At 66.4% G+C, this 15959-nt stretch carries 17 protein-coding genes; all 17 read left to right on the top strand.

The window, feature by feature from the left end; translation table 11 throughout:
• Positions 1 to 54 precede the first annotated feature (54 nt).
• The 17 genes from fliE to flhF all read left to right on the top strand — a co-directional run bounded on the left by fliE (position 55) and on the right by flhF (position 15924).
• Complete coding sequence (gene fliE, locus J2T07_RS17540) at positions 55 to 384, top strand: flagellar hook-basal body complex protein FliE (RefSeq protein WP_306851691.1); 330 nt, start codon at positions 55 to 57, stop codon at positions 382 to 384.
• A 37-nt stretch (positions 385 to 421) separates the two neighbouring features.
• Complete coding sequence (gene fliF / locus J2T07_RS17535; protein ID WP_306851689.1) at positions 422 to 2131, top strand: flagellar basal-body MS-ring/collar protein FliF; 1710 nt, start codon at positions 422 to 424, stop codon at positions 2129 to 2131.
• Between the two features lie 13 nt (positions 2132 to 2144).
• Complete coding sequence (fliG, locus tag J2T07_RS17530; RefSeq protein ID WP_306852171.1) at positions 2145 to 3134, top strand: flagellar motor switch protein FliG; 990 nt, start codon at positions 2145 to 2147, stop codon at positions 3132 to 3134.
• Positions 3134 to 3799 carry a flagellar assembly protein FliH gene (locus tag J2T07_RS17525; protein ID WP_306851687.1) on the top strand — a complete coding sequence of 222 codons (666 nt, stop codon included), beginning with the start codon at positions 3134 to 3136 and terminating at the stop codon, positions 3797 to 3799. The genes fliG and J2T07_RS17525 overlap by 1 nt, the downstream gene beginning before the upstream one ends.
• Positions 3796 to 5157: a flagellar protein export ATPase FliI gene (gene fliI / locus J2T07_RS17520; RefSeq protein WP_306851685.1), complete on the top strand. Its 1362-nt coding sequence runs from the start codon at positions 3796 to 3798 to the stop codon at positions 5155 to 5157. The genes J2T07_RS17525 and fliI overlap by 4 nt, the downstream gene beginning before the upstream one ends.
• Positions 5157 to 5609 carry a flagellar export protein FliJ gene (gene fliJ, locus J2T07_RS17515; protein WP_306851684.1) on the top strand — a complete coding sequence of 151 codons (453 nt, stop codon included), beginning with the start codon at positions 5157 to 5159 and terminating at the stop codon, positions 5607 to 5609. Before fliI ends, fliJ begins: the two co-directional genes overlap by 1 nt.
• A gap of 4 nt (positions 5610 to 5613) precedes the next feature.
• A complete protein-coding gene (locus tag J2T07_RS17510) occupies positions 5614 to 6711 on the top strand; it encodes a flagellar hook-length control protein FliK (RefSeq protein ID WP_306851682.1) in 1098 nt (365 codons plus the stop codon).
• Positions 6712 to 6914: 203 nt separating this feature from the next.
• On the top strand, positions 6915 to 7406 hold the full coding sequence (locus tag J2T07_RS17505; RefSeq protein ID WP_306851680.1) for a flagellar basal body-associated FliL family protein: 492 nt from the start codon (positions 6915 to 6917) through the stop codon (positions 7404 to 7406).
• Between the two features lie 16 nt (positions 7407 to 7422).
• On the top strand, positions 7423 to 8439 hold the full coding sequence (fliM, locus tag J2T07_RS17500; RefSeq protein ID WP_306851678.1) for a flagellar motor switch protein FliM: 1017 nt from the start codon (positions 7423 to 7425) through the stop codon (positions 8437 to 8439).
• 215 nt (positions 8440 to 8654) lie between these two features.
• Positions 8655 to 8987 carry a flagellar motor switch protein FliN gene (gene fliN, locus J2T07_RS17495; RefSeq protein WP_306851677.1) on the top strand — a complete coding sequence of 111 codons (333 nt, stop codon included), beginning with the start codon at positions 8655 to 8657 and terminating at the stop codon, positions 8985 to 8987.
• A gap of 5 nt (positions 8988 to 8992) precedes the next feature.
• Positions 8993 to 9406 carry a flagellar biosynthetic protein FliO gene (fliO, locus tag J2T07_RS17490; protein ID WP_306851676.1) on the top strand — a complete coding sequence of 138 codons (414 nt, stop codon included), beginning with the start codon at positions 8993 to 8995 and terminating at the stop codon, positions 9404 to 9406.
• A gap of 116 nt (positions 9407 to 9522) precedes the next feature.
• The gene (fliP, locus tag J2T07_RS17485; protein WP_345783961.1) at positions 9523 to 10239 is read left to right on the top strand and encodes a flagellar type III secretion system pore protein FliP; all 717 of its coding nucleotides are present in this window, start codon (positions 9523 to 9525) and stop codon (positions 10237 to 10239) included.
• Positions 10236 to 10505, top strand: a complete 270-nt coding sequence (gene fliQ, locus J2T07_RS17480) for a flagellar biosynthesis protein FliQ (protein ID WP_306851675.1) — start codon at positions 10236 to 10238, stop codon at positions 10503 to 10505. Before fliP ends, fliQ begins: the two co-directional genes overlap by 4 nt.
• Positions 10505 to 11272 carry a flagellar biosynthetic protein FliR gene (gene fliR / locus J2T07_RS17475; protein WP_306851674.1) on the top strand — a complete coding sequence of 256 codons (768 nt, stop codon included), beginning with the start codon at positions 10505 to 10507 and terminating at the stop codon, positions 11270 to 11272. Before fliQ ends, fliR begins: the two co-directional genes overlap by 1 nt.
• Before the next feature lie 7 nt (positions 11273 to 11279).
• Positions 11280 to 12422, top strand: a complete 1143-nt coding sequence (flhB, locus tag J2T07_RS17470) for a flagellar biosynthesis protein FlhB (protein WP_306851673.1) — start codon at positions 11280 to 11282, stop codon at positions 12420 to 12422.
• Positions 12423 to 12424: 2 nt separating this feature from the next.
• Positions 12425 to 14530 carry a flagellar biosynthesis protein FlhA gene (gene flhA, locus J2T07_RS17465; RefSeq protein ID WP_306851672.1) on the top strand — a complete coding sequence of 702 codons (2106 nt, stop codon included), beginning with the start codon at positions 12425 to 12427 and terminating at the stop codon, positions 14528 to 14530.
• Between the two features lie 62 nt (positions 14531 to 14592).
• Entirely contained in the window at positions 14593 to 15924 is a 1332-nt protein-coding gene (gene flhF / locus J2T07_RS17460) for a flagellar biosynthesis protein FlhF (protein ID WP_306851671.1), read from the top strand.
• Positions 15925 to 15959 lie beyond the last annotated feature (35 nt).

Below are 15959 nucleotides of genomic sequence, written 5' to 3'. Positions count from 1 at the left end.
GGCACAGGTCGTGCATCGGGTGACGCAAAGCCGATAACGCGTTGGAAAACCGTCATGACCACGATCGACGTCAACAGCCTCCTGCTCCAGATGCGCCGTATCAGTGCGCAGACCGAGATGCCCGCCCTGCGTGGCGTAGGCGAAGCCACCCCAGCGGCGAAGGGTTCGTTCGGCGACTTGCTCAAGCAATCGATCGATGGCGTGGCGCAGAGCCAGGACAAAGCCAGAAAAATGGCGACGGCATTCGAGCGCGGTGATCCCGGCGTCGATCTCGCCCAGGTGATGATCCAGGGGCAGAAAGCCGATCTCTCGTTTCGCGCGATGACCGAAGTGCGCAACAAGATGGTCGATGCCTACAAAGAAATCATGAACATGTCGATCTGATTGGGCATGAGCGCAATGACAGGATTCGAGTCGAACCATGGCAGATAACGGCGTAGCCACCACGGACAGCAATAACGCGTCACGCATGGACTCGCTGAAGTCGCTGGCGCAGACGCCCGCGGCGCGGCAGATCTTCATGCTGGCCGGTATCGCCGGTGCCGTCGCTATCGGCATCGCCGCGGTGATGTGGTCCCGTGCGCCGAACTACGGGCTGCTTTATGGCGGCCTGGAGCAGAAGGATGCCGCCGCCGTCACCCAGGCGCTGCAGGCGGGCAACACGCCCTATACGCTGAGTTCGGACGGTAGCTCGATTTTCGTGCCCGCCGCGGATGTCGCTGGTGTCCGTCTCAAGCTCGCAGGCCAGGGGCTGCCGCAGGGCAGCGCCGCCAGTGCCATCCCGCAGGCCGATTCGCCGTTCGGCATGAGCGACATGGCCGAGCGTTCGCGCTACCAGTCGCTGCTCGAGAACGACCTGTCCAATACGATCGCCGGTCTGCAATCCGTGCGTGCGGCACGCGTGCACCTGGCCTTGCCCAAGCCGTCGGCGTTCATTCGCGACAACAAGCCGGCCAGCGCCTCGGTGGTCGTCACCTTGTATCCGGGCCGGCAACTCGACCAGGGCCAGGTGGCCGCCATCGTCCACCTCATCGCCGCCAGCGTGCCCGACCTCGATACCCGCCAGGTCTCGGTGATCGACCAGGGTGGCAACCTTCTCACCGTGAGCGATCCGGACAGCGCCTCGGCCATCGGCGACAGCCGCCTTCGCCTGTCCAACCGCATCGAAGCCACCTATACGCAGCGCGTCGAGGATCTGCTCACGCCGCTCGTGGGCGCCGGCAAGGTACGTGCCCAGGTCTTCGCCGACCTCGACTTCTCGCAGACAGAGAAAGCCAGCGAAACCTTCAACCACGACAACCCGGCGCTGCGCAGCGAGCAGACCAATAGCGATACGCGCACCGAGCCGGCGAACAATGGCGGCGTGCCCGGCGCGTTGAGCAACCAGCCCCCGAACACGGGCGCGAACGCGACGGCGGCCAATCCCGCCGCGGGTGCCGCCAAGCCCGGCGCACAGGCGGCCGCCACGCAGGCGGCGCAGACGCCTACCCAGCAGACGCAGAGCGCCACGCGCAACTACGAGCTCGACCGCACGGTAAGCCATGTCACCGACCCCGCGGGCAAGGTCGCCCGTCTCTCGGTGGCCGTGGTGGTCGACAACAAACAGATGCCCGACAAGGACGGCAAGACCAAGAGCGTGCCGTTCACGCCGGAGGAACTGTCGCGCCTGACCGAACTCACCAAGAACGCCGTGGGCTTCAGCGCCGAGCGTGGCGACAGTGTCAGCGTGATCAACGAACCGTTCCATGGCGCCACCGCGGAAGAAGCGCCGGTCAGCGCGCCCTTCTGGGAACGCCCGGGCATGCTCGACCTGATCAAGCAGGGCCTGGGCGTGATGATCGCGCTGCTGGTGGGATTCTTCGTCCTGCGTCCGATCCTCAAGGGGTTGTTGAAGCCCGCTCCGCTGGCGATGAACAACGTCGCGCTGGCGGGACCGATGCCGAGTGTTTCGGTGATGGTCGATGACGACGACATGACGCCCGACCGTGTCAGCACGTCCCAGGCCCAACTCGGCTCGCCCGCGTTGCTGGCCTACGAACAGAAGGTGGGCCTTGCCAAGCGCATGGCCGCCGAAAATCCGAAACAGGTGGCGCAAGTCGTGAAGAGCTGGGTGTCCGACGATGGCGGCTGAACAGAAAGAGGCCCTGACGGGCGCACAGAAGGCGGCGATCCTGCTCCTCACCCTGGGTGAGGAAGACGCGGCGTCCATCCTGAAGCACCTTGGCGCACGCGACGTGCAGGCCGTGGGCACGGCCATGGCCGCGTTGAAGAACGTGACCAAGGAGCAGGTGGACCTGGTCCTCACGAAACTCCAGGAAGACGTCGGCCAGCACACGTCGATCGGTGTCGGCACCGAGGAATACATCCGCCGCATCCTGGTCAACGCATTGGGTGAAAACAAGGCCGGTGGCCTCATCGACCGTATCCTCCTGGGCCGAAGCAGCAAGGGCCTGGAATCGCTGAAGTGGATGGAAAGCCGGGCTATCGCCGAGATGATCGGCCAGGAGCATCCGCAGATCATCGCGCTGGTGCTGGCCCACCTCGAGTCCGACCAGGCGGCGGAAGTGATCGGTTACCTCCCCGTGCGCACACGGAGCGACGTGGTGATGCGCATCGCAACGCTCGATGGCGTGCAGCCACATGCCCTGAACGAACTGGACGAAATCATGGAGCGCCAGTTCTCCGGGAACTCGAACAAGCTGAAGTCGGCGAGCGTGGGTGGCCTCAAGGCGGCGGCCGATATTCTCAATGCGATGGAAACCTCGCGTGAAGCCGAGCTGATGGCCTCCATCCGCGGCATCGACTCGGGTCTGGGCGAACGCATCGAGGAACTGATGTTCGTGTTCGACGACCTCGCCGAACTGGACGACCGCAGCATGCAGACGCTGTTGCGCGAGGTGCCGTCGGCACGCCTCATCACCGCGCTCAAGGGCGCGGAATCGGCGATCCGCGAAAAGATCTTTTCCAACATGTCCAAGCGCGCCGCCGACATGCTGCGCGACGACCTCGAGGTCAAGGGTCCCGTGCGCCTTTCCGAGGTGGATGCGGCGCAGAAGGAAGTGCTGGCCACGGCGCGGCGTCTTGCTGACGCGGGCCAGATCAACCTTGCCGGTGGCGGCGAAGAATTCGTCTGATGAGCCTTACCTCCATCCTCGCACGCGAGCGTGTCGGCCAGTTCGAGCGCTGGGAGCTTCCTGTCGTCGGTGCAACCGATGCACCGGATGCGCGCGACGAAGCGATGGACGAGGGCCCGCAGCGGCCGACTGTCGCCGAGATCGAGGCGATAGAAAGGCAGGCTCGGGAGGAAGGTTTCAATGCGGGGCTGAACGAGGGCCGCGCGATGGCGAAGCGCGAACTGGCCGCACAAGTAGCGCGACTCGACGCCTTGTTCGCGGCAGTGGAACGGCCGTTCGCCGAACTGGACAATGAGGTGGCCGGTGATCTGGCCATGTTGGCCACGGTCATCGCGGAGCGCGTGCTGGGCTACGAGATCGCCACGCGGCCGGAAAAAATCCTCGACGTGGTGCGCCAGGCGGTCGACGCACTGCCGGCCGCCACGCGTCATCTGAAGATCCACCTGAATCCGGCCGACGCCGCGATCGTACGCGAGCACCGGTCGTCCCTGGATCACGAAGGCACGGTGGTCGACGACGCGTCGCTGGAGCGTGGTGACGTGCGCCTGGAAAGCGAGCATTCGCGCCTGGACGCCCGCGTGCGCACCCGTCTTGCCGCCGTGGTCGACAGCGTGCTGCAGGGACGTATCGATATATCCATCGATGACGAAGCGGGCACGGCATGAGCACGACCGACCATGTCGCCGCCCGGAACTCGCATTGGCGCGAGTCGCTCGCCGCGCAGCGTGCCAGCGCCGAGCATGTGCGTCCGTTGCAGGCCGAAGGCAAGCTGCGCCGTGTCGTCGGGCTGACGCTCGAGGCGGTGGGTTGCGAGGCACCCGTCGGTGCCCGTTGCATGGTCGCGGGCGCCGACGGCAAGCAACTGGAAACCGAGGTGGTCGGTTTTTCGGATGGGCGCCTCTTATTGATGCCCACGGGTGAAATGCATGGCGTGTTGCCGAACGCGAGGGTCATCCCGGTCGCGTCGGTGTCCGGTATCCCCGTGGGCGATTCGTTGCTTGGCCGGGTCATCGGCCCGGACGGCGTACCACTGGATGGACAGGGCCCCTTGCTCGCGCGCGAACGCGCGCCCTTGCGTCGCGATCCGATCAATCCCATGCTCCGCCAGCCGATCGACACCCCCCTGGATACCGGCGTGCGGGCGATCAATGCCCTGCTCACCGTGGGCCGCGGCCAGCGCATCGGCCTGTTCGCCGGCTCGGGCGTCGGCAAGTCGACCTTGATGGGGATGATGACCCGCTTCACCAACGCCGATGTCGTCGTGGTGGGCCTGATCGGCGAACGCGGCCGCGAGGTAAAGGAGTTCGTCGACCATACGCTGGGCGAGGAAGGCCGTCGCCGCGCCGTCGTCGTCGCCGCACCGGCGGACGCACCGCCGCTGTCGCGCCTGCGCGGCGCGCAGGTGGCCACCGCCGTCGCGGAGCACTTCCGCGACCAGGGCAAGCGCGTGCTGCTGCTCATGGATTCGCTCACCCGTTACGCCCAGGCGCAGCGTGAGATCGCGCTGGCCATCGGCGAACCTCCGGCCACGAAGGGCTACCCGCCTTCGGTGTTCGCGATGTTGCCCGCGCTGGTCGAGCGGGCAGGTAACGACGCCGATGGCCGTGGCTCGATCACCGCGTTCTATACCGTGCTCACGGAGGGCGACGATTATCGCCACGATCCGATCGCCGATTCCGCGCGAGCCATCCTGGATGGCCACATCGTGCTGTCGCGCGACCTGGCCGAGGCCGGACACTATCCCGCGATCGATATCGAGGCATCGATCAGCCGCGTCATGCCCGCCGTGGTCAGCAAGGAGCACATGCGGTCGGCACAGCGCTTTCGCCAGGTGTATTCGGCGTATCGCCAGCAGCGTGACCTGATCGCCGTGGGCGCCTACCAGAAGGGTAGCGATCCGCGTACCGACGAAGCCATCGCGCTCTATCCGCGGCTCTCGGCCTTCCTGCAGCAGGAGACCGAGGTGCCGGTGAACCTCCAGGAGGCCGAAGCCGGCCTCGCCGAAACCACGGCGGCCGGCTGATGCCCTCGCGCGCCGACCGCCTCCAGCCCGTCGTCGACCTGGCTACCGAGCGGGCCGAGGACGCCACGCGCGCGCTGGCCGTGCAGCAGCGCGCGCTCGCCGACGCGGAGCACCAGTTGACGGAACTGCGCCGCTACAGGAACGAGTACGCCGAGATGCCCAATGGCATCGGCGTGAGCGCATTGCTCAACCGGCAACAGTTCCTGCAGAAGATCGACATGGCCATCGTGCAGCAACTGGGTGAGGTGCAGCGCCGTGAGCGCGCGCTCGAACGGGCGCGCCAGGACTGGACCGAGGCGCGTGGCCGCGCCAAGGCGCTGGACTCGGTCACCACGAAATATCGCGAGCAGGAACGCAAGACGCAGGACCGCCGCGAGCAGGAACAAGCCGACGAACGCTCGCAATATCGACGCCAGCCACGTCCATCCACGCCGACCGATGTGAACGAGTAACCGTATGAACAACGCCACGCTCGCCCTCAACGTTTCCCGTCCCGCCGCCCCGGCCGTTCCGCCGGCAACGGGCCGCGACGCGGACGGCACGCCTCCGTCGAAGCGCTTCGACGCCGCGCTGGATGCCGCGCACGCCGATGCGCGCGATCCACACAAGCAGGCGAAGGCATCCGCGGCAACCGACGATGCCGCACCGGTGGCGAAGGCCGCGACCACCAAGGACACCGCACGCGCCACGGACGAGCCGCCGACGAAGAAGGACGACAAGCCCGCGGACGACGCGTCGATCGCCGCCACCATGCTGTCGCTGATCGGCGTACCGCCGAAGGTGGCCGATCTGGCCGCGAAGGCATCCGGTGCACTGAAGGATGGGGAGGCCGGCGCAGGCGAAGCGCTCGGTTCGGCTGCCGCATTGGCGGGTGCCTTGCCGGGAACGGAAGCAGCGGTGGATGAAGCGGCCGCGCTGAAGGATGGCGCCCAGGCCCCGCTCGGTGCCGCCGGTCCGGCGGGTTCCCTCGGTAGCGGCATGGCCGCCGCCATCGCCTCGCCGTTCACCTCGTTGCTGGCCGCATCGGGTGATGCCCCGGCAGTGAAGGACGATGCGTCGCCGGGCGCCGATGCCGCGAATCCCATGCCGCTCGCGCATGTGCAAGGGCTTGGCCAGGGTGGCGCACCGGTCTTGCAGGTACAGGCCACGCAGCCGGCCACCTCGCCGCAGTTCGCCCAGGAGCTGGGCGAGCAGATCGCATGGATGGGCTCCGGCCAGGTCAAGGAGGCCCGGATCAAGCTTCACCCCGAAGAACTCGGCAGCATGGATGTGCGTGTCAACCTGGAGGGAGGCAAGGTCAACGTCGCGATCCTGGCGCAGCACCCGGCGGCGGTGCACGCTGTCCAGCAGACGCTGTCGCAATTGGACAGCATGCTCGCTCATCACGGTCTTTCGCTGGGACAAGCCGATGTCGGCCAGCGCCAGGCGGAGCACGGTGGCGAGCATGGCGGGCAGGCCACGACTGGCCAGGGCGGCGACACCGAGGCGAGCGGTATCGCCGCCACGGCGGCGACGTCGCGTGTTTCCCGTGGGCTGGTCGACGAAGTCGCCTGACGCGCTGTCGACGTAAAGTCGTCGAGCGTCAATTTGTCGACCCGAGTCTGAGGGGCGTAGCCCCGCGAATCGCGCCACGCCGCCTTGTATCGGGTTGAAAGACGGCTCGTCCGGATGGCACGCCGTTTGCAACACTCGCATCATCAGCGTTACGTCCCCGGGCGTTATCGTCATAGCATTCCGTATCGAGAGGTTTTTCACGCATGGCCGCAGCACCGAAAGAAACCGAAGGGGCCCCCAGCAAAAAGAAGAAGGGCGGCCTGCTCGTCATCGGCGCGCTCGTCGTCCTGGCCGCCGGTGGCGCCGGCGGCTGGTTGATGCTGAAAGGCGGCCACGGCAAGCCGGGTGAGGAAGCCGCCGAGGCGGCGAGGTCGAAGCCGGCGGTCTATCTCCAGCTCGACCCCGCCTTCGTGGTCAACTTCCAGGACGAGGCGGCGCTGCGCTTCCTCCAGGTGGGCGTGAACGTGATGTCGCACGATCCGGAAGCGATCGCCGCCGCCAAGCAGGCCGACCCGGAGATCCGTAACGCTTTGCTGATGCTGTTCTCGGCCCAGGACATGAAGTCGCTGTCCGACGTGAAAGGCAAGCAGAAGCTGCAGGCCGCCGCCCTGGCCGAGATCCAGCGCGTGCTGAAGGAAAAGATCGGCCGCCCGGGCGTGGACGCGGTCTACTTCACCAGCTTCATCATGCAGTGATGGGAACCCCGCAGCCATGACGGACATCCTTACCCAGGACGAAATCGATGCCCTCCTGGCGGGCGTGGAAGGCGGCGCGGTCGAGACCGAGGTCGATCTTCCCCCGCCCGGTGGCATCCTCGACTACGATTTCACCCAGCAGGACCGCATCGTCCGCGGTCGCCTGCCCACGCTGGAAATGGTCAACGACCGTTTCGCCCGCTACTTCCGCGCCAACCTGTTCAACGTGCTGCGCAAGTCGTGCGAGGTGTCGGTCCTCGGCGTGAGGATGACCAAGTTCAACGAGTACGTGCATTCGCTGGCGGTACCGAGCAACCTCAACCTCATCCGCATCAAGCCCCTGCGTGGCACCGCCCTGATGGTGTTCGAGCCGCGCCTGGTCTTCACCGTCATCGACAACTTCTTCGGTGGTGACGGCCGCTATCACGCCCGCATCGAGGGTCGCGACTTCACGCCGACCGAGAACCGGGTGATCCAGATCGTGCTCCAGGAGGCATTCGGCGCCATGGCCGAGGCCTGGGCACCGGTATTGAAGATGCACTTCGAGTTCCTGAACTCGGAGATCAACCCCCAGTTCGCCAATATCGTGAGCCCCACCGAGACGGTGGTGGTATCGCGCTTCCATATCGAACTCGACGGCGGTGGTGGCGAAGTGCACCTGACCCTGCCGTATTCGATGGTCGAGCCGATTCGCGAGCTACTCGACGCGGGCGTGCAGAGCGACCGCGCCGAACGCGACGACCGCTGGATCCAGAACCTGCACGAGGAACTCCTCGACGCGGAAGTGGAGGTCACGGCCATGCTCGCCGAGGCACGCCTGACCATTGGCGACTTCCTGCATCTGCGCAAGGGCGACATCATCCCGATCAACCTGCCCGAGACGGCCACGGTGTTCGCCGAGGACGTGCCGATTTTCCGTGGCCGCATGGCCAATTCCAGCGGCAATAAGGCGATCCAGTTCGAATCGCTACTCCGCCGCACGGCCCCTCGTGCGTCCACGGTCCCTGCCCAGCCGACTACCGAACCGGCCTGACGCATGCCGCCAATGGTCCGTCACGGTGACTAACTGCCGTCGAGCGTCAGGTTTCCGTCTGCCGCTACAGGTCACCTACTCAGGGCGGTCCCCGGCGAGTCACTAAGTATCTGATCCATCTGGGCAACATCACCGTTCCACAGGCGTTCGCCCCATGGCACGCCGCTTGCTTCATAGGGTTTCGAACCCCTCGGCAACGCAAACACTGGAACGACATGAACGCCACGCTCGACGAAATCGAAAACGCCAATGACGCCACGCTGGCCTCGTCCATTGGACTCGGCAACGAAGTGAACCTCGACGTCATCCTCGACGTCCCGGTCACCATGGCCATGGAAGTGGGCCGGACCAAGATCAGCATCCGCAACCTCCTCCAGCTCAACCAGGGTTCCGTCGTGGAACTCGACCGCGCCGCCGGTGAACCGCTCGACGTGTTCGTCAACGGCACCCTCGTCGCCCATGGCGAAGTCGTCGTCATCAACGAGAAGTTCGGTATCCGGCTGACCGACGTGATCAGCCCGGCCGAACGCGTCCGCAAGCTTCGGTGATCCCCATGCGTCGTACCGTCGCCGCCTTCGCCGGTGGCTTCCTTCCCCGCGCCCTGATGGCGGCCCCGGCCGCCGCCCCGGCGGTCGACTCGGGCGCCGAATGGCTTCGCGTGCTGGTCAGCCTGCTCGGCGTCGTGGCGCTCATCTTCTTCGTCGGCTGGTTCGGCCGCCGCGCGCAGGCGCGCGTGCGCCCCGGCGGCCGGAAGATCCGGGTCATCGAATCGATGCCGGTCGGGATCAAGGAAAAGGTCATGCTGCTGGAAGTCGGCGGTACGCAACTCCTGGTCGGGGCTTCGCCCACGGGCGGCCTGCGTACGTTGCACGTCCTGGCCACGCCGGTGCAGGACGATGCGCCGCCGCCGGCGACGCCGGTGGCGCGTGGTTTCCGTGACGTTCTTGCACAGTGGAAGCACCCATGAAGGCCGTGGCTATCGCGGACGGGGTCCGCTCCCACCGAGCAGGACGAGGGGCTGACGGGCGGTGCTCCCACCTTGCCGGGCGGGCGCGACGTTGGTCGTGGCTGGTGGTGCTTTTCTTGTTGTTCGTGCCCGCCGCGGCGTTCGCCACCGAGCCGCCCGGTATCCAGTTGCTGAATGTGCAGCCGGGTGCCAACGGCTCACAAACCTGGTCGCTGTCGATCCAGATGCTGGCGCTGATGACGGCCTTGACCGCCTTGCCAGCCATCTTGCTGATGATGACCTCGTTCACCCGCATCATCATCGTGCTTGGGTTCTTGCGCCAGGCGCTGGGCACGAACAGCACGCCACCCAACCAGGTGATCCTCGGCCTGTCGCTGTTCCTCACGCTTTTCGTGATGACGCCTGTCATCAACAAGGCCTATGACGCCGGGATCAAACCGTACATGGACGGCCAGATGAGCGTGCAGGAAGCGCTGCCGCTCGCCGCCGCGCCGTTCCGTCATTTCATGCTCGAGCAGACCCGCGACCCGGACCTGCAGCTGTTCACCAAGCTGGCCGGCGAGCAGCCGTATGCCGACAAGGATGCCGTGCCCTACCGCGTGGCGCTGCCGGCGTTCGTGACGAGCGAACTGAAGACGGCTTTCCAGATGGGCTTCCTGCTGTTCATCCCGTTCCTCATCATCGACCTCGTCGTCGCCTCCGTGCTGATGTCGATGGGCATGATGATGGTCTCGCCGATGATCATCTCGCTGCCATTCAAGATCATGCTGTTCGTGCTGGTCGACGGTTGGACACTGCTGCTGGGGACGCTTGCGGGGAGCTTTTTCCCATGACTCCGGAAACGGTCATCGGCTTCGGCCAGCAGGCCCTGCACATCGCGATGCTGATCGGCGCGCCGCTCTTGCTCACCGCGTTGGCGGTGGGCCTCCTCATCGGCATGATCCAAGCGGCCACGCAGATCAACGAGCAGACGCTCAGCTTCATCCCGAAGCTCATCTCCATGGCGCTGGTGATGATCATCGCCGGGCCCTGGATGTTGCGCACCCTCGTGCAGTTCACGCGCACGCTGATCGAGAACCTTCCCCAGGCGGTGCGTTGATGCCGATCGACTTCGGCCAGCTCGAAGCATGGGTCGGAGGAGCGTCTTGGGCGCTCGCCCGCGTCTCGGGCCTCCTGCTCGTCGCGCCCGTTCTGAGCGCGACGATGATCCCGGTGCGCATCCGTCTTGGTCTGGCGCTGCTGCTGACCATGGTCCTGGCCCCGTTGGCACCGTTGGACATCCGCCCGATTTCCGCACAGGGCGTGGCCACGCTGGCGCAGCAGATCCTGGTGGGGGCCTCGTTGGGCTTCGTCCTCAAGCTGGTGTTCGAGGCGGTGTCGTTCGGCGGACAGCTCGTGTCGCAGGCGATGAGCCTGGGTTTCGCCGAGACGGTGAACCCGGGCGTCGGCGGCACCACGCCGGTGCTCAGCCAGTTCTACACGATGCTCGTGACCTTGCTGTTCCTGGTGATGAACGGCCACCTGCAACTCATTTCGCTGCTGGCCGACAGCTTCCGCACGCTGCCGGTGGGCGAGCAGGGCATCGGCGCGAACGGTATCTGGGGCGTGCTCACCTTCGCCAGCCACCTTTTCGGCGGCGCCGTGCGCGTGGCGCTGCCCGCGCTCACCGCGACGCTCGTGGTGAACCTCGGTTTCGGCGCGATCAGCCGCTCGGCACCGTCGATGAACCTCTTCGCGGTGGGATTCCCCATCACGATCTGCCTCGGCCTCCTGGCCGTATGGCTCGCGCTGCGCGCCCTGCCGGGCGCGTTCGATTCGCTGCAAACGGCCGCGTGGGACACCATGCGCCAGCTCATGGGGAGGTGACACGCCCATGAGCGAGACCGACAAGGAAGACCGCACCGAGGCGCCTAGTGAAAAGCGCCTTCGCGAAGCGCGCGAGAAAGGCGACCTGCCGCGTTCGCGCGATCTCTCCACCGCCGTGGTGGTGCTTGCGGGCGTGATCACCCTGATCGCCGCACGCGACCAGATGTCCGTGCACGCGGCCAACATCATGCACGTGGGCCTGCGCTACAGCCGCGGCGACCTGTTCGCCGCCAATGGCGTGTATCGCGCACTGGCCACGGCCGCCCTGGAAGGGCTCAAGCTGCTCGGTCCCGTGTTCGCGGTGACCGCGGTCGCCGCGGTCGCCGCGCCGACCCTCATGGGCGGATTGAATTTTTCCGCTCAGGCGCTCGCTCCGAAGTTCGACCGGCTCGATCCGATCAAGGGATTTTCGCGCCTGGTCTCGGTGAACGGCTTGGTGGAGCTGGGCAAATCGCTGCTCAAGCTCATGCTTATCGGCGGTGCGCTGGTCTGGTTCCTGCTCCGCTCGACGAGGGACATGTACACGGTGGGCACCGGTCCCGTCAGCGTCGGCATCGCGCAGGCCTTCGCCATCTTCGGCCAGGCCTCGCTCGTCTTCGCTTGCGCGCTCGGTGCCATCGCGCTGGTCGATGCGCCGTGGCAGAAATTCAGCTTCACCAAGAAGATGAAGATGAGCAAGCAGGAAGTGAAGGACGAGCACAAGGAAAGCGAGGGCAGCCCCGAACTGAAGTCGAAAATCCGTCAGATGCAGCACCAGATGGCGCGCCGGCGGATGATGGAAGACGTCCCGGCGGCGGACGTGATCGTGACCAATCCGACCCATTTCGCCGTCGCCCTGAAATACGACGAGAACCGCATGGGAGCGCCGCGCGTGGTGGCCAAGGGCGTGGATGTGATCGCCCAGCAGATTCGCGACGTGGCGGGTGGGGCGAAGGTACCGGTGGTGGAAGCGCCGCCGTTGGCACGCGCCTTGTATCACACGACGGAAATCGGACGCGAGATTCCCGCCGCGCTGTATATCGCGGTGGCCCAGATCCTGGCCTACGTGTTCCGGCTGAAGCAGGCGATCGCCGTGGGCGATCTCCCGCCCGATCTACCCGAGCAGGATATCGATCCGGATTTGCTCGGCCCTTACCGCATGGATAACTGACGATGGCAGCTTCCTCCAACCTCATGGGCACGTTCCGGCAGATCGGCCGCCGGGGCATCGCAGCCCCGGTCGCGATGCTGATCATGCTCGGCATGATGATGCTGCCCTTGCCGCCGTTCATGCTGGACCTGCTGTTCACCTTCAACATCGCGTTGTCGCTGGTGATCCTGCTTGCCACGATGTATGTCATGCGACCGCTGGAACTGGCGTCGTTCCCCACCGTGGTGCTGTTCGCCACCTTGCTCCGCCTGGCCCTGAACATCGCGTCCACGCGCGTGGTTCTGCTGCATGGGCACAACGGGCCGGGCGCCGCCGGCAAGGTGATCGAGGCCTTTGGCGAGTTCGTCATCGGGGGCAATTTCGCGGTCGGCTTCGTCGTGTTCGCCATCCTCACCATCATCAACTTCGTGGTGGTGACCAAGGGTGCGACGCGTGTGTCCGAGGTGACCGCCCGCTTCACCCTCGATGCCATGCCCGGTAAGCAGATGGCGATCGACGCCGACCTCAACGCCGGCTTGCTGACGCAGGAGCAAGCCCGCGAGCGGCGCCAGGAAGTGCGCGAGGAAGCGGACTTCTACGGTTCCATGGACGGTGCCTCGAAGTTCGTCCGTGGCGACGCCACCGCCGGCATGCTGATCCTCGCGATCAACATCATCGGTGGCTTCTTCATCGGCATGTTGCAGCACGGGCTTTCCGCTGCCGAAGCCGCGCGCACCTACACGCTGCTGACCATCGGCGACGGCCTGGTCGCCCAGGTGCCGGGCCTGATGCTCTCGATCGCCACGGCGGTGATCGTCACCCGTGTGTCGAAGTCCCAGGAAATGGGCAAGCACGTGATGGGGCAGCTGTTCGGTCAACCGAAGGCGCTCGGCGTCGCGGCGGCCGTGCTCGGCACGATGGGCCTGATCCCCGGCATGCCGAACATCCCGTTCCTCATCCTGGCTGCGCTTGCCGGCTTCGCCGCATGGAAATTGAGCCAGGTCAAACAGGAGCGCGCCGCCACCGCCGCCGGCACGGGCGCGCCCGGTACGGAACTGGCGCTGGAATCGGCGCCGCCCGCGGAACGGCTGGAATTGTCCTGGGAAGACGTGGCCCAGGTCGACACGATCGGCCTGGAAGTGGGGTACCGGCTCATTCCTCTGGTGGACAAGGCGCAGGGCGGCGAATTGATGGCGCGGATCAAGTCCGTGCGCCGCAAGCTCTCGCAGGAACTCGGTTTCCTGGTTCCCTCGGTACATATTCGCGACAACCTGGACCTGGCCCCGCACGGCTATCGCATCTCCCTGATGGGCGTGCCGATGGGCGAGGCGGAGATCCACACCGAGCGCATGCTGGCGATCGATCCGGGCCGCGTGCACGGCACGATCAACGGTATCGCCACGCGCGATCCCGCGTTCGGCCTGGATGCGGTCTGGATCGAGCCGGGTATGCGTGAACACGCACAGACGCTTGGCTACACCGTGGTCGATCCGGCCACGGTGATCGCCACCCATCTGTCGCACATCCTGCAGAACCACGCCCACGAGCTCATCGGCCACCAGGACGTGCAGCAGTTGCTCGATCGTCTCGCCCAGCAGACACCCAAGCTCGTCGAGGACCTGGTGCCCAAGCGTCTCTCGCTGGGTGTGGTGGTCAAGGTCCTGCAGAACCTGCTCGCCGAGCGCGTGCCCATCCGCAACTTCCGGGGCATCGTCGAATCGCTGGCTGAGCACGCGGGCCAGAGCCAGGATCCCGGCGTCCTCGCCGCCGCGGTGCGCGTCACCCTCGGCAGGCAGATCGTGCAGGAGATTGCCGGCCTCGGTACGGAAGTGCCTGTCATTACTTTGGCGCCGGAGCTCGAGCAGATCCTGCTGCAGTCCCTGCAAGGTGGCGGTCCCGCCGGCGCGGCGGTCGAGCCGGGTCTCGCGGATCGCCTCCAGCAGAGCGTCGCCGATGCGGCGCGCCGCCAGGAAGCGGCGGGTGAACCGGCCGTCCTGCTGGTGTCGCCGGCACTTCGTCCGTGGCTTTCGCGCTTCACCCGGCATGTGGCCCAAAACCTGCATGTACTTGCGTACAACGAGGTTCCGGACAACCGACGCGTCAAGCTGGTGACGGCCCTCGGGCGATAGGAACGAGATACCGCGCGGGGAATCGCCGAGCGGGCCGAACGAACGAAGACAGGATCGAACGCATGAAAATCAAACGATTCGTTGCTCCCGATATGCGCCAGGCCATGCGCCAGGTCCGCGACGAACAGGGGCCGGACGCCGTGATCCTGTCCACGCGCCGGCTGGACGACGGTATCGAGATCATCGCCGCGCTCGATTACGACGAAGCGTTGGTGCGCGAGGCCGGTTTCGGTTTCGACGCCCCGGCCCGCGAGGAAGCGCCGATCCGCGCCACGCGCGATGAAGCCGAGCGCGCGGCCCGCATCGACCAGGCACGCGCCGCCACCGCCGCCGCGGTGGAACGCGCGGCGAAGCCGGGCACGCCGTTGAACACGAACGCGCCGCAGCGCCAGTCGAGCGCCGCGCTCGCCGCCAGCGTTGCCGACGTGGTCCGCGCCGCCACGGCGTCGCCGGCCAACGACGCCGCCGTGAACGGTGTGCGCGCCGAGATCAACAATCTGCGTGAGATGCTCGAAGTACAGCTTTCGACCCTCGCATGGAACCAGATGGACCGCGAGCAGCCACTGCGTGCCCGCGTTCTGCGCGAGATGACCCGGCTGGGCATCGACGGCGACGTGGCACGCGCATTGTGCGCGGAACTGCCCGTTGACATGAACGCCGAGCAGGCGCGCTACCTGCCGCTGGGCATGCTCTCGCGCAACATCCGCACCAGCGGACGGAATTTCGACACGGTCGGCGGCGGCACCACCGCCCTGGTCGGCACCACGGGCGTGGGCAAGACCACCACCATCGCCAAGCTCGCCGCCCGCGCCGTGCTGCGCCACGGGGCGTCGAACGTCGCGTTGATCAGCGCCGACCAGTACCGCATCGGCGCCGGGGCGCAGCTGGAACATTACGGCCGCCTGCTCGGCGTGCGCGTGTTCAATGCCCATGACGCGACCAGCCTGCGCAACGTACTGCTCCAGTTGCGTGGCAAGCACACCGTGCTGGTCGACACGGCCGGCCTCGCCGGCAACGACCCGAAGCTGCAGCAACAGTTCGAGACGCTGCGCGCCACCTCGGACGTGCGTGTGTGCCTGGTGCTGGCCGCCAACGCGCAAGCCCAGGCCATCGACAACGCGATCCGCGCCTACGCCCCGCTGGCGCCGCAGAGCGCGATCCTCACCAAGCTCGACGAGGCACCGCTGATCGGCGGCGCGCTCTCGGCCCTTATCCGGCACCGGATGCCGCTGGACTACACCACGGATGGGCAGCGCGTGCCCGAGGACATCGCCTCGGCCGATGCGCGCAAGCTGGTCTGCCTCGCCGCCCAGTTGCTCAAGCAGCGTAACGACGAACCGGACGACGCCCTGCTTGCCGAGCGCTTCGGCATCGCGGCGCCGGCCCTGGCCTGACCGCACGAAACCTTCCCGGCAACCGCAACCGCAAA

Origin of the sequence: Luteibacter jiangsuensis (assembly GCF_030812295.1) — a bacterium.
Lineage (GTDB): Bacteria > Pseudomonadota > Gammaproteobacteria > Xanthomonadales > Rhodanobacteraceae > Luteibacter > Luteibacter jiangsuensis_A.
This window is presented reverse-complemented; position numbering and strand designations above follow the sequence as displayed.